Below are 13,381 nucleotides of genomic sequence, written 5' to 3'. Positions count from 1 at the left end.
TCAGGCACGATTGGAGCACGGCTCTTGACGGCACGCGGAAGGCGGACCTTTTGTCACATCAGCTCATCCGGGCCTTCCGGCGGGTCGGCCGGACCGATCGCGCCCTGATGCGGCGCAGCGCGGCGATCCCCGCCTCGCGCGCCGACGACGCCCTGAAGGCCCTGTCGAGATCGGCCAACAAGTCCCGGCTCTGGTGGGCCGTCGCCGCGCTGCTGGCCACGCGCCAGGGCGCGACCCGCCGCGGCGCGCTGCGCGGGGTCGTCGCGATCGCCGGGGCCAGCGCCGCGGCCAACCTGATCGGCAAGCCGCTGTTCCCCCGCCGCCGCCCGGCCGAGGAAGAGACGCCCGTGCGCCGCCGCCTGCGGAAACGCCCGACGTCCTCGTCGTTCCCGTCCGGCCACTCCGCCTCCGCGGCGGCCTTCGCGACGGCGGTGGCGATGGAGTCGCCCCGCGCCGGTCTCGCCGTGGCGCCGCTCGCGCTGGCCGTCGCCTACTCCCGCGTCCACACCGGCGTGCACTGGCCCTCGGACGTGGGTGTCGGCCTGGGCATCGGCGTCGGCGTGGGCCTCGCGACCCGGCACTGGTGGCCGCTGCACGACGACGTCCCGGGCCGGACCGCCCACGACGCCGAGGCGCCCGAGATGGCCGACGGGGAAGACATGCTCGTGCTGGTCAACCCGAAGTCCGGGATCGACGGGCAGGACCCGACCGAGGAGGCCCGCTACGCCTGGCCCAAGGCCGAGATCCTCTACCCGGACCCCGATCGCGACCTGCGCGCCCAGCTCGAAGCGGAGATCGACGCGCGCGGGACGGTCCGCGCGCTGGGCGTCGCGGGCGGGGACGGCACCGTGGCCGCGGTCGCCTCCGTCGCCGCCGAACGCGACCTGCCGCTCGCGCTGATCCCGGCCGGAACGCTCAACCACTTCGCCCGCGACGTCGGCGTCCACGCCATGTCCGACGCCGACGCGGCGACCGAGACCGGCAACGCCGTCGGCATCGACCTCGGCGAGGTCGAAATCGCCGGGGCCGACGGCACCGCCCACCGCTGGTTCGTCAACACCGCCAGCCTCGGCGGCTACCCGGAGATGGTCCGGCTGCGCGAGAAGCTGCAGGAGAAGCACCCGAAGTGGCCCTCGGCCGCGATCGCGCTGGCCCGCACGCTGCGGCACGCCAAGCCGCTGAACGTCCGGCTCAACGGCAGGCGCACCCAGGTCTGGCTGCTGTTCGTCGGCAACGGCACGTACGCGCCCAAGGGCTTCGCCCCCAGCCGCCGGCCCGCGCTCGACACCGGCCTCCTCGACATCCGCTACCTGCGTGCCGACCTGCCCTACTCGCGGGCCCGGTTCCTGGCGGCGATGATCACCCGCAGCCTCGCCGCCAGCCACGTCTACCAGGAGCTCGACCTGCCCGAGCTGGACGTCGAGCTGCTCGACGGCCACCGCCGCGTCGCCACCGACGGCGAGGTCGGCCCGCTCGGCAACCGGTTCCGCTTCCGGTCCCGGCCCAGCGCGCTGACCATCTACCGCCTTTAAGGTTTCTTTACCCACTCTCAACGAACCCACAGCCACTTCTGGCTAGCTTCGCAACCGAGATGCGGGCGACCCTGCCCGCGGCCAGGCGACGAGCGGGGAGTCAATGGACGGACACGGCCTGGCGAGCGTCATCCACCGGGTCGCGGCCGACCCCGTGCTGCCCGGCGACGTCACCGCCCGCGCCCGCGACCTCGGCCCGTTCGAGTCGCCGCTGATCTGGCTCACCTTCGCCTCGGCCGCCGTCGCGGTCCTGGCCGCGGTGATCGCGCTGTGGTACCGGCGCCGGGTCCGCCGCTGGGGCTTCACCGCCTTCGGCGTCCTGCTGCTGCTCGCGGCAGTCACTGCCCTGAACAGCTACGTCGGCTACGTGCGGACCTCCGACGACTTCGCGCGCCTGCTCCAGAAAGGCCCCGGCATCGCCAACCTCGCCGGCCGCCTGCTCGACGACGGCAAGGGAGCCCCGGACCCGTCGGACGACGACGACAGCGCGGCGGCGGCATCCTCCCGCCCCGCCACCGCGGCCCCCGGCCAGAAGATCGACGTCGTCCAGATCGCCGACCCCGCGCACGGCGTCCCCTCCGGCAGCAACTACGTGATCCTGCCGCCCGGTTACTTCGACCCCGCCAACGCCGCCCGCCGCTACCCCGTGGTCTACCTGATCCACGGCTACCCGTTCGGCGGTCCCCGCGACTGGCTGACCTCCGGCGACGCGCCAGGGACGCTCCTGGCGCTCCAGCAGCACAACGTGACCGAGCCGATGATCGTGGTCAGCGTCGACATGACCGCGGGCAACCCGGCCACCGACTGGGAGTGCCTCGACGTCCCCGGCGGCCCGCAGCTGGAGACCTACCTCGCCCGCACGGTCGTCCCGGCGATCGACAAGCGCTACCGCACCCTGGCCGACCGCGGCCACCGGGCACTGGGCGGCATGTCCGGCGGCGGCTTCGGCGCGCTCAACATCGGGCTCCACCACGTCGACGAGTTCGGCACGCTGGTGATCTCCCTGCCGTACGACGACCTCAACGACTCCGTCGGCGTCCTCGACGGCAACCAGGCCGCGATCGCGGCGAACACCCCGCGGCGGTACCTGCCGACCATGGACTTCCCGGCGAAGATCGCGGTGATGCTCGCGGTCGGCACGGGCGCGCCGACCGACGTCAAGACGGCCAACCGGATCGCCACAGCCCTCCGCGCCCGCGGGCAGGAAGCGGTGGTCCACGCCGAACGCGGCTTCAACCACACGTGGCACACCGCGCGGGCGACACTGCCGTACCTGCTGGCGTTCGCCGACCAGAACTTCCGGGCTTCACCGCCGACGTCCTGAAAATCCGGTTGCGGCATCCGGGACAGTGAGGCATGGACCTCGCGACCCACTACGCCACCGGGCCCGTCGAGGACACCCGGCTCGCCCGGAGCCCGCACGGCAGGCTCGAGTTCCTGCGCACCCAGGAGCTGCTTCGGCGCTTCCTGCCTGCCCGCGCCCGTGTGCTGGACGTCGGAGGCGGCACGGGGGGTGCACGCGGCCTGGCTCGCCGCCGACGGCCACTCGGTCCACCTGATCGACCTCGTCCCCGCCCACGCCGCCCGGGCCGCGACGCTGCCCGGCGTCACGGCCTCCGCCGGGGACGCCCGCGCGTTGGCCGCGGCGGACTCGTCCGCCGACGCGGTCCTGCTGCTCGGCCCGCTCTACCACCTCGTCGACGTTGCAGACCGCGCTCGCGCACTGGCCGAAGCCCGGCGGGTGCTGCGTCCGGGTGGGCTGCTCGCCGCCGCGGGCATCAGCCGTTACCTCTCGCTGCTGGAGACGGGCGCGGCCGGCACGCTGACCGCCGACGTCGCCGGACCGGTGGGGCAGGTCATCGAGACCGGCGCGTACGACGGCCACATCGGTTTCGTGCCCACGCACTGGCACACGGCCACCGAGCTGCGCGAGGAAGTCGCCGCGGCAGGCTTCCCGGGCCCCGAGGTGTTCGGGGTCGAAGGCCCCGCGTGGCCCGCGCTCGACGCCGCCGGGACCGGCGCGTTCCCGGACCGTGCTCGATCGGCCCTGCGCGCCGCCCGGCTCGTCGAGCGGGACCCGCGGCTCATCGACGCTTCCGCCCACCTGCTGGCCGTCGCCTACCGGCCGGGATGACGGACGCGGGGCTCACTCGCCTTCGGGCTTGGCCTCCGGCTCGTCGACCTTCGGGTCCGGCACCGGCAGCAGCGAGTCCAGGGCCGCGCCGGTGAGGCGCCGGAACGAACGCCGCGGGCGGTCGCGGTCGAGGACCGCCACCTCCAGCTTGATCGGGTCGCCGTCGCCGTTGCCGTTCGCCGCCGCGTTCGACGACGAAGACGCAGAGCCCGACGAAGACGCCGACGACGAAGCCTGCGGCTGGCTCGGGGCCCGCAGGGCCTTCACCGCCACGCTCAGCGCCGCCTGCAGCTCCAGGCCGTCCTCGAACGTCTCCTTCAGCTTCGCCGAGATCTTGTCCGTCTGGCCGCCCATCACCACGTACTGCGGCTCGTCGAAGATCGACCCGTCGTAGGTCAGCCGGTACAGCTGGTCCTCCGCCGCGGTCGTCCCCACCTCCGCCACGCAGATCTCCACCTCGAACGGCTTCAGCTGCTCGGTGAAGATGCTGCCCAGCGTCGCCGCGTACGCGTTCGCCAGCGCCCGCGCGCTCACGTCACGCCGGTCGTACTGGTAGCCCTTCAGGTCCGCGTGCCGGATACCCGCCACGCGCAGGTTCTCGAACTCGCTGTAGCGCCCGACCGCGGCGAACCCGATCCGGTCGTAGATCTCGGACACCTTGTGCAACGTCGCCGACGGGTTCTCCGCCACGAACAGCACGCCGCCCGCGTACTTCAGCACCACCACGCTCCGGCCGCGCGCGATGCCCTTGCGCGCCAGCTCGGAACGCTCCCGCATCAGCTGCTCGGGAGAGGCATACAACGGCATCGTCACGGTGTGCGCTCCAGGTCTTCCGGTGTTCCAACGTTCACTGGTTCAGCTCCGGTCAGGAGAGCCGGCGCTGGTGGCGCTCGATGCGCCCCTGCACGACGGCCTCGGCCACCGCGGCCGTCTCCGACTCCGGCAGCTGCACCGCACCCTGCTCCGCGGTGACCGTCACGACGCTCGGGAAGATCCGGCGCACCAGGTCCGGCCCGCCCGACGCGGTGTCGTCGTCCGCCGCGTCGTACAGCGCCTCCACCGCGACCCGCACGGCGCCCTCGGCGTCGGCGTCCGGGTCGTGCAGCTTCTTGAGCGCGGATTTCGCGAACAGCGAACCCGAACCGATCGACGCGTAGCCGCCGTGCTCCTCGTACCGGCCGCCCGCGGCGTCGTACGACACGATCCGCCCCGCGTGCTTGGCGTCCTCGGCCTCCAGGTCGTACCCCACGAACAGCGGAATCGCCGCCAGCCCCGCCATCGCCATCTCGAGGTTGGCCTTGACCATCCCGGCCAGCTTGTTCGTCTTGCCGTCCAGCGACAGCGAAACGCCCTCGATCTTCTCGTAGTGCGCCAGCTCCACCGCGTACAGCCGCACCATCTCCACGGCCAGCCCCGCCGTGCCCGCGATGCCCACCGCCGAGTACTCGTCGGTGACGTGCACCTTCTCGATGTCGCGGCTCGCGATCAGGTTGCCCGACGTCGCCCGCCGGTCACCCGCGATCAGCACGCCGCCCGCGAACGTGCACGCGACGATCGTGGTGCCGTGCGGCACGCCCAGCTCCGCCGCGCCCGGCGCCACCCGCCGGTGCGGCAGCAGCTCCGGCGCCTGCTCACGCAGGAAGTCCGAAAACGACGACGTCGCCGACGAAAAGTACGCCGCGGGCAGCGCGGGACCCGAGATGCCCCTGGTGTTGTCCATACGTGCTCAAAAATCCCATCTGTGCGGGCCAGAACGGCCGCGGCCCCGCGCCCGGCGGCCCCTCAGGCCACCGCCGCGCGGACCCCCGGCCGCCGGCTGAACGGTCGGCAAGGGCGCAGCGCCCCCAGCGGCTTACTCGCCGCCCTTCTGCACGTAGGCCCGGACGAAGTCCTCGGCGTTCTCCTCGAGCACGTCGTCGATCTCGTCGAGGATCGTGTCCACGTCCTCGCCGAGCTTCTCGCGCCGCTCCTGACCCGCCGCGCCGGTGTCGTCGAACTCCTCGTCGGAGTCGCCGCCGCCGTGCTTTTCGATCTTTTCCTGGGCCATCTCGCCTCCCGGTGTGGCTGATGTTTCCTAGCCTACCCAGCGGCCCCGACATTCGGGGCAACGCCGCGATCGGTGGTGCGTCCCGCCTAGTCCGAACCGGTGAGCGCCTCCACCAGCTCCTCCGCCGTCGCGGCCTCGTCCAGCAGCTTGCCGACGTGCGCCTTCGTCCCGCGCAGCGGCTCCAGGGTCGGGATCCGCACCAGCGACTCCTTGCCCACGTCGAAGATGACCGAATCCCAGGACGCCGCCGCGATCGACGTCGCGTACTTCTCCAGCGCCCGGCCCCGGAAGTAGGCCCGCGTGTCCGACGGCGGCGTCGTCACCGCGGCCAGCACTTCCTCCTCCGACACCAGCCGCTTCATCGACCCGCGCGTCACCAGCCGGTTGTACAGGCCCTTCGCCAGCCGCACGTCCGAGTACTGCAGGTCGACCAGCCGCAGCCGCGGCGCGCCCCACGCGAGGTTGTCCCGCTGCCGGTAGCCCTCGAGCAGCCGCAGCTTCGCCGGCCAGTCCAGCCGGTCCGCGCACTCCTGCGGATCGCGCGCCAGCGCGTCCAGGATCTCGCCCCAGACCCGCAGCACCTCCTTCGACGCCTGGTCCGCACCCGTGCGCTCCAGGTTCTGCGAAGCGATCTCGTGGTAGGCGAACTGCAGGTCCAGCCCGGTGTACTTCTTGCCGTTGGCCAGCGCGACCTGCGTCTTCAGCGTCGGGTCGTGGCTGATCTGGTGCACGGCCTTGACCGGCTCGTCCAGCTTCAGGTCGTCGAAGCGGATGCCCGCCTCGATCAGGTCCAGCACCAGCGCGGTCGTCCCGACCTTGAGGTACGTCGAGTACTCCGACATGTTCGCGTCGCCGATGATGACGTGCAGCCGACGGTACTTGTCCGCGTCCGCGTGCGGCTCGTCGCGGGTGTTGATGATCCCGCGCTTCAGCGTCGTCTCCAGGCCGACCTCGACCTCGATGTAGTCCGCACGCTGGGAGAGCTGGAACCCGGCTTCCTCGCTCTGCGGCCCGATCCCGACCCGGCCGGAGCCGGTCACGACCTGGCGCGAGACGAAGAACGGCGTCAGCCCCGCGATCACCGCGGTGAACGGCGTCGACCGCGCCATCAGGTAGTTCTCGTGCGTGCCGTAGCTGGCGCCCTTGCCGTCCACGTTGTTCTTGTACAGCTGCAGCTGCGGCTGGCCCGGCACGGACGCGGCCTTCATCGCCGCCTCCTCCATCACCCGCTCGCCCGCCTTGTCCCAGATGACCGCGTCCCGGGCGTTGGTCACCTCGGGCGCCGAGTACTCCGGGTGCGCGTGGTCGACGTACAGCCGCGCCCCGTTGGTCAGGATGACGTTCGCCGCGCCCAGGTCCTCGACGTCCGGGTCGTGGCCAGGCCCGCCGGGCCCGGTGAGGTCGAACCCGCGCGCGTCGCGCAGCGGGGACTCCACCTCGTAGTCCCACCGCGCCCGCCGGGCGCGCGGGATGTCGGCCGCCGCCGCGTAGGCGAGGACGACCTGGGTGGAGGTGAGTACCGGGTTCGCCGTCGCGTCGCCCGGCACGGAGATGCCGTACTCGACTTCGGTTCCCATGATCCGCCGCATGTCCACCACCCTACGGGGTCGCACTGGTGGAACGATGCACCCATGCCAGGCAGTGACGAACTCGTTGCCCGCTATGACCAGGCCGGCTCGGTCGTCGGCACGGCCACCCGCGCCCGCGTCCGCGCCGAGGGCCTGTGGCACGCCGCCGGCGTCGTCCTGGTCCGTTCGGGTGACGGAAAGGCCGTCTACGTGCACCTCCGCACCGCGGTGAAGGACGTGTTCCCGTCGACGTGGGACTGCTGGGCCGGCGGCGTGGTCGCGGCCGGCGAGACCCCGGCCGAGTGCGCCCGCCGCGAGCTGGCCGAGGAGCTCGGCGTCCAGGGGGTGGAACCCGTGCCGCTGTTCACCAAGGTCTACGACGACGGCCGCAACCGCTGTCACAACTTCGCCTTCGAGGTCCGCTGGGACGGGCCCATCCGCCACCAGCCCGAAGAGATCGTCGAAGGCCGCTGGATCCCCTTGGCGGAGCTGCGCGCCTGGGTCGAAGACCCGGCCCCCGAGCTGCCCTTCATCCCCGACGGCCGCGAAGGCGTCCAGGAGTGGTTCCGCCGCTACGGCTGAGCGGTGAGCTTCGCCGTCATCGCCGGCAGCAGGCGCTTGGCGGCGTCCACCGCGCGGGCCTCGGTGCTCGCCGAGACCGTCAGCTCGGACACGAGCCTTCCCTTGGCCAGCAACACGGTGCAGGTCTTGCCGTCGCACCGGGCCCGCTGCAGCTCGACCCCGGGCTGGACCGGGACGCTCACCGTCTTGCCCGCGCACTCGTCGTCCGCGAGGGCGTGGGCGGCCGACCGGTCGTCGAACGCCACGACGCGGTGGCTCAGCACCGACCCGCCGGAATAGCGCCAGGTCGCCGTCCGGCTGGCCGCCGACGGCCCGTCCGCCAGGCACCCCGCGACTTCGTTCGAGGCCGGCCGCACACCTTCTTCGGCGACGTCGGCGTCGGACAGCAACGCCCGCTCCGCGAGCCGTCCGGCATCGGGCACGGCCGGCGGAGGCGTGACCGGAGCCGCCTTCGCGGGACTCACCGGAGCGTCCGAAGCGCGCGGGACCGCCGAGGACGTGGGCACCGGATCGTCGTAGTACGTCTCCAGGTTGTTCGGATCGGGCCCGTCGCAGCCCGTGAGGCCCACCAACGCGACCGCGGCCAACGCGATCGCCTGCCGATGACGCACCTGCTCCGGCCTCCTGTCGTCCGTGGCGTGCCAGCGAAGGGTAGTGCAGCCCGTCAGTCCCACGCCAAGGAGGACCGGTGTCGCCAGTACTCGCCCGGTTCCTCGGCGAGCACGGCCAGCGCGTCCCGTTCGGCCGCGGTGAGTTCCAGTGCCGTGGCGCGCAGGTTCGCCGCCAGCTGCGCCGGGCTCGCCGGGCCGATGACCGCCCGGTCGGCCCACTCCTGGGCCAGCACGGCGGCCACCGCGACCGCGTCGGGCCCCGTGCCGTGCGCCGCGGCGATCTCCCGCACCGCCGCCGGCGCTTCGACCGCGAGCCTGCCGTTGGCGAGGGTTTCCTTGACCAGCACCCGGTTCCCGGCCGCGTGCGCGGCGGTCAGCGCCGGTCCCGCGGACGGCTCCAGCACGTTCCACGTCGACTGCACCGCCGAAAACACCGGCCGCCCGGCGACTTCGAGCCCGAACGCCCGCTCGATCGCGTCCGCCTGCCGCGGCCCCGACGTCGAGAACCCGACCGCCACGCCGTTCGCCGACAGCTCCGCCAGCGCCTCGACCAGCGGCTCGTCGGTGAACAAGGGACTGTCCACAGTGAGCGAATGCACCTGGTACAGACCGACCCGGTCCCCCAGCAGCGCCAGGGTTTCCGCCCACTGCGCCGCGAACCGCGCCGCCGAGTGCTCCTTCACCTCGTGCACCTCGGCGTCCAGCCGCCAGTCGCCGACGTAGGCGTAGCCCCACTTGCTGGAGACCTCCACGTCGGTGTGCCCGCGCTCGGCCAGCCACGCCGCCAGGAATTCCTCCGAGCGGCCGTACGACCGCGCGACGTCGACGTGCCGGACGCCCGCCGCGTAGGCGTCGTCGAGCACGGCGAAAGTCGCGGCCCGCATGGAACCGACGTCCCGTGTCCGCGGTAGCGCGCCCTCCCGGCCGAGGTTGATGTACGCGGGGCGGCCCAGCGCGGCCAGGCCGAGCGCGACGCGGTTCATGCCGTCGCCTTGTGCCGGAGGATGGCCAGCCACTGGTCGGCGTTCTGCGCCTGGCGGTGCAGCTTCTCCAGGCGCGCCGCCGGCGCCCGGACGTAGCCCTTGCCGAAGACCGGCGCGATCTGGCGGAGGCTGGCGCCGCCTTCGCGGGCGGCGAGCAGCAGCCAGTCGGACGCGTCGGCGCAGGCCGCCGAGGCCCGGCGGAACTCGCCGAGCAGGTCGATCAGCTCCTGCGCGCTCACCTCCCCCGCTTCGACGGCGGCGGCTGTCGTCTCCAGCCAGGCGAGGACGTCCGATTCGGTGATGGGCGCGCGGCGCCGGGTTTTTTCGCTCACAGCCGGTGAGTATAGGTCGTTATACGCCAAGGTCCGGCAGCACGCGCCGGTGGCGGGTCGCGGCTATGCTGATCGTGAGGCCCATGACCACGACACGCGCGGAACCGCAGCCGGACGTCGAGCAGCTGCTCGACGTGTTCAAGGCGCTCGCGAACCCGATCCGGCTGCAGGTGCTCGGCTGGCTGCGGGAGCCGGAGCGGCACTTCCCCGTCGAGGAGGCCATCGCCGATCCGGTCGAGGTCGGGGTGTGCGTGAGTCACATCCAGGCGAAGCTCGGGCTGGCGCAGTCGACGGTGTCGGCGTACATGGCGGCGCTGCAGCGGGCCGGCCTGGTGCGCGCGACGCGCGTCGGCAAGTGGACGCACTACAAGCGTGACGAAGCGCGGATCGCCGAGTTCGTCGCCGCGCTCGGCCACTCTCTCTGATCTCTCCCCTCCCCGTTCCCGGCAGGCCCACGTTGACTCATATCGTAAATCTGCGATACTTCGATCCATGAGCACGATCGAGGGCATGCGGCTGGGCCGCTACGGGATCTGGACGTTCGACTTCGAGGACCAGCCGGCGGCCGCCATCCGCGACGCGGTCCGGGAACTGGAAGAACTGGGCTGGCCGGCGGTGTGGATCCCCGAGCGCGACGGCCGGGAAGCGCTTACCCATGCCGGGTTCCTGCTGTCGGTCACCGAGCGCCTCACCGTCGTCAACGGGATCGCGCAGATCTGGTCCCGCGAGCCACGCTGGACGCGGGGCGCAGCGGTGCTGCTGGCCGACGCCTACCCGGACCGCCACCTGCTGGGCCTCGGCTTCGGCGCCGGAAAACCCGGGGCCAAGCCGCTGCAGGCGATGCACGGCTACCTGGACGCGATGGACGCCACCACGAGCGCCAATCCCGCGCCGAGGGCACCGATGCGCCGCCTGCTGGCCGCGTACGGCCCGAAGATGCTGGAACTGGCCAGGGACCGCTCGGCGGGCGCGCACACCTACCACGTGACACCCGGACACACCGCCCAGGCGCGCGAAATCCTCGGCGACGGCCCGTTCCTCGGCGTCGAGCACGCCGTGCTCTTCGAGACGGATCCGGCCAGGGCGCGCGAGATCGCCCGCGAGCACCTGCACCCGTACCTCACACAGAAGTACAACGTCGCGAAGTTCCGCCGCCTCGGCTACACGGAAGCGGACATCGACGGCGGCCGCGGCAGCGACCGCCTGGTCGACGACCTCGTGTTCTGGGGCGACCTGGACACGATCGCCGAGAAGCTGCGCGGCCACCTCGACGCGGGTGCCGACCACGTCGGCATCCAGGTGATCGGGCTCGCTCCGGGCACTGCGGCGATGCCGCACTGGCGCCGGCTCGCCGAGGCGCTGCTACCCGCCGACGGGTAGACCGAACCGCGCGGGCGCCGAACAGCCCGTCGACCGGCAGCCGGAACCCAGGGCACCGGTACGGTGGTTGATCCAGCCAAGACGTATAGGGCGTTATACACCTGACACACGACGAAGGGGCGGTGCCGCGGCACCGCCCCTTCGCGTGTCGGAACTACAGGTACTGACCGGTGTTCGTGGCGGTGTCGATCGCCCGCCCCGAGTCCTGGTTCTTGCCGGTGACGAGCGTGCGGATGTAGACGATCCGCTCGCCCTTCTTGCCGGAGATCCGGGCCCAGTCGTCCGGGTTGGTGGTGTTCGGCAGGTCCTCGTTCTCCGCGAACTCGTCGACGATCGCGTCGAGCAGGTGCTGGACGCGCAGACCCGGCTGCTTGGTCTCCAGCACCGACTTGATCGCCGACTTCTTCGCCCGGTCCACGATGTTCTGGATCATCGCGCCCGAGTTGAAGTCGCGGAAGTACAGGACTTCCTTGTCCCCGTTGGCGTAGGTGACCTCGAGGAACCGGTTCTCGTCGCTCTCCTCGTACATGCGCTCGACCGTGTGCTGGATCATCGCGTCGAACGTGGCCTTGTGGTCGCCGCCGAACTCCGCGAGGTCGTCGGCGTGGATCGGCAGGCCTTCCTGCAGGTACTTGGAGAAGATGTCCTTCGCGCCTTCGGCGTCCGGACGCTCGATCTTGATCTTGACGTCGAGCCGGCCGGGCCGCAGGATCGCCGGGTCGATCATGTCCTCGCGGTTGGAGGCGCCGATGACGATGACGTTCTCCAGGCCTTCGACACCGTCGATCTCCGACAGCAGCTGCGGCACGATCGTCGTCTCGACGTCGGAGGAAACACCCGACCCGCGGGTCCGGAAGATCGAGTCCATCTCGTCGAAGAACACGATCACCGGGGTGCCCTCGGAGGCCTTCTCCCGCGCCCGCTGGAAGATCAGGCGGATGTGCCGCTCGGTCTCCCCGACGAACTTGTTGAGCAGCTCGGGACCCTTGATGTTCAGGAAGTAGGACTTCCCGTCCGCCGCGTCGCCGCGGGCCTCGGCCACCTTCTTGGCCAGCGAGTTCGCCACCGCCTTGGCGATGAGCGTCTTGCCGCAGCCCGGCGGGCCGTAGAGCAGGACACCCTTCGGTGGCCGCAGCTGGTACTCCTGGTACAGGTCGGCGTGCAGGAACGGCAGCTCCACCGCGTCGCGGATCTGCTCGATCTGCCGGGACAGGCCGCCGATGTCCTCGTAGCGGACGTCCGGCACCTCCTCCAGCACCAGGTCCTCGACCTCCGCCTTCGGCACGCGCTCGTACGCGTAACCGGCCTTGGAGTCGACCAGCAGCGAGTCGCCCGGCTTGAGCGTCTGCTCGGCCAGCAGGTCGGAGAGCAGGACCACCCGCTCCTCGTCCGCGTGCCCGACCACCAGCGCGCGGGGGCTGCCGCCCTCGACGTCGGGGGCGAGCACCTCGCGCAGCGCGCACACCTCGCCGGTGCGTTCGAAGCCACCGCCTTCGACGACGGTGAGCGCCTCGTTGAGCCGCAGCGCCTGTCCGCGCCGCAGCGACGAGATCTCGACCGCGGGCGAGACGGACACCCGCATCTTCCGGCCGGCCGTGAAGACGTCCACCGTGTTGTCCTCGTACGCCTCCACGAAGACGCCGTACCCGGACGGTGGCTGGGCCAGCCGGTCGACCTCCTCACGGAGCGCGAGGAGCTGTCCTCGTGCTTCGCGCAGGGTCTCGACCAGTTTGGTGTTCCGCTCGGTGAGCTGGCTCACCCGTTCCGAGGCCTCGGCGAGCCGCTGTTCGAGAACGCGGTTCTGCCGTGGCGAGTCGGTCAGTTTGCGGCGCAGCAGCGCCACTTCCTCTTCGAGAAAACGGATCTGCCGAGCCTGCTCGTCCGCCGTCGTCCCAGGTCCGGATGTTGCTGAAGGGTCGGCCTCCTCGCGCCGACCTCCGGGAAGGTCATGATGCATCGGGCACCTCCTCGGAGTGCTTTTCATTCCACGGTACCGGCGATCACCGACAAGAAAAGCCCTTTCCGGATCACAAGATCGGCGCGTCGCGGTTTCCTCGCCTGGTCCAGCACGGACATTCCCGCAGCGCAAGCGGCCATTTCGGTGCCGTGGCACGGGCGCGTCGCGGGGTTGTCCGCACCGGGACGAACCAAGCACGGGCGGAGTACCCGCGTCCGGGAGGCGCCAACCCTGCCGCGACCGGGCTTTCGCGGC

At 71.7% G+C, this 13,381-nt stretch carries 14 protein-coding genes; 6 read left to right on the top strand and 8 right to left on the bottom strand.

Annotated elements, in window-relative coordinates:
• Window positions 1-50 precede the first annotated feature (50 nt).
• The 3 genes from BT341_RS26390 to BT341_RS26380 all read left to right on the top strand — a co-directional run bounded on the left by BT341_RS26390 (window position 51) and on the right by BT341_RS26380 (window position 3,666).
• Window positions 51-1,532: a bifunctional phosphatase PAP2/diacylglycerol kinase family protein gene (locus tag BT341_RS26390; RefSeq protein ID WP_084743000.1), complete on the top strand. Its 1,482-nt coding sequence runs from the start codon at window positions 51-53 to the stop codon at window positions 1,530-1,532.
• Window positions 1,533-1,635: 103 nt separating this feature from the next.
• Window positions 1,636-2,856 (top strand): alpha/beta hydrolase, encoded by a 1,221-nt coding sequence (locus BT341_RS26385; RefSeq protein WP_072478836.1) that lies wholly within the window; start codon window positions 1,636-1,638, stop codon window positions 2,854-2,856.
• A 189-nt stretch (window positions 2,857-3,045) separates the two neighbouring features.
• Window positions 3,046-3,666 carry a methyltransferase domain-containing protein gene (locus tag BT341_RS26380; RefSeq protein WP_245805107.1) on the top strand — a complete coding sequence of 207 codons (621 nt, stop codon included), beginning with the start codon at window positions 3,046-3,048 and terminating at the stop codon, window positions 3,664-3,666.
• A 12-nt stretch (window positions 3,667-3,678) separates the two neighbouring features.
• Here BT341_RS26380 and prcA read toward each other — a convergent pair whose 3' ends face one another.
• The 4 genes from prcA to dop form a co-directional block, all read right to left on the bottom strand.
• Window positions 3,679-4,479 carry a proteasome subunit alpha gene (gene prcA, locus BT341_RS26375; RefSeq protein ID WP_072478835.1) on the bottom strand — a complete coding sequence of 267 codons (801 nt, stop codon included), beginning with the start codon at window positions 4,477-4,479 and terminating at the stop codon, window positions 3,679-3,681.
• 52 nt (window positions 4,480-4,531) lie between these two features.
• A complete protein-coding gene (prcB, locus tag BT341_RS26370; RefSeq protein WP_072478834.1) occupies window positions 4,532-5,386 on the bottom strand; it encodes a proteasome subunit beta in 855 nt (284 codons plus the stop codon).
• Between the two features lie 132 nt (window positions 5,387-5,518).
• A complete protein-coding gene (locus BT341_RS26365) occupies window positions 5,519-5,713 on the bottom strand; it encodes a ubiquitin-like protein Pup (protein ID WP_013226725.1) in 195 nt (64 codons plus the stop codon).
• Window positions 5,714-5,799: 86 nt separating this feature from the next.
• A complete protein-coding gene (gene dop / locus BT341_RS26360; protein ID WP_072478833.1) occupies window positions 5,800-7,302 on the bottom strand; it encodes a depupylase/deamidase Dop in 1,503 nt (500 codons plus the stop codon).
• 42 nt (window positions 7,303-7,344) lie between these two features.
• Here dop and BT341_RS26355 point away from each other — a divergent pair, with 42 nt between their 5' ends.
• The gene (locus BT341_RS26355) at window positions 7,345-7,863 is read left to right on the top strand and encodes an NUDIX hydrolase (RefSeq protein ID WP_072478832.1); all 519 of its coding nucleotides are present in this window, start codon (window positions 7,345-7,347) and stop codon (window positions 7,861-7,863) included.
• Here the strand turns inward: BT341_RS26355 and BT341_RS26350 are convergent.
• Genes BT341_RS26350 through BT341_RS26340 form a run of 3 tightly spaced genes read right to left on the bottom strand, consistent with a single transcriptional unit; the run spans window position 7,854 to window position 9,789 of the window.
• Window positions 7,854-8,474: a hypothetical protein gene (locus BT341_RS26350; protein ID WP_072478831.1), complete on the bottom strand. Its 621-nt coding sequence runs from the start codon at window positions 8,472-8,474 to the stop codon at window positions 7,854-7,856. The genes BT341_RS26355 and BT341_RS26350 overlap by 10 nt on opposite strands.
• Before the next feature lie 53 nt (window positions 8,475-8,527).
• A complete protein-coding gene (locus BT341_RS26345; RefSeq protein WP_072478830.1) occupies window positions 8,528-9,457 on the bottom strand; it encodes an aldo/keto reductase in 930 nt (309 codons plus the stop codon).
• Complete coding sequence (locus BT341_RS26340; RefSeq protein ID WP_072478829.1) at window positions 9,454-9,789, bottom strand: hypothetical protein; 336 nt, start codon at window positions 9,787-9,789, stop codon at window positions 9,454-9,456. The genes BT341_RS26345 and BT341_RS26340 overlap by 4 nt, the downstream gene beginning before the upstream one ends.
• 83 nt (window positions 9,790-9,872) lie before the next feature.
• Here BT341_RS26340 and BT341_RS26335 point away from each other — a divergent pair, with 83 nt between their 5' ends.
• The gene (locus BT341_RS26335; protein ID WP_072482186.1) at window positions 9,873-10,214 is read left to right on the top strand and encodes an ArsR/SmtB family transcription factor; all 342 of its coding nucleotides are present in this window, start codon (window positions 9,873-9,875) and stop codon (window positions 10,212-10,214) included.
• Between the two features lie 67 nt (window positions 10,215-10,281).
• The gene (locus BT341_RS26330) at window positions 10,282-11,169 is read left to right on the top strand and encodes a TIGR03620 family F420-dependent LLM class oxidoreductase (RefSeq protein ID WP_072478828.1); all 888 of its coding nucleotides are present in this window, start codon (window positions 10,282-10,284) and stop codon (window positions 11,167-11,169) included.
• 154 nt (window positions 11,170-11,323) lie between these two features.
• Here the strand turns inward: BT341_RS26330 and arc are convergent, their stop codons facing one another.
• On the bottom strand, window positions 11,324-13,126 hold the full coding sequence (gene arc / locus BT341_RS26325) for a proteasome ATPase (protein ID WP_072478827.1): 1,803 nt from the start codon (window positions 13,124-13,126) through the stop codon (window positions 11,324-11,326).
• Window positions 13,127-13,381: the final 255 nt, after the last annotated feature.

Origin of the sequence: Amycolatopsis australiensis (assembly GCF_900119165.1) — a bacterium.
Classification (GTDB): domain Bacteria; phylum Actinomycetota; class Actinomycetes; order Mycobacteriales; family Pseudonocardiaceae; genus Amycolatopsis; species Amycolatopsis australiensis.
Note: the sequence above shows the minus strand (reverse complement) of the source record. Positions and strands in the feature narration are given on the sequence as shown.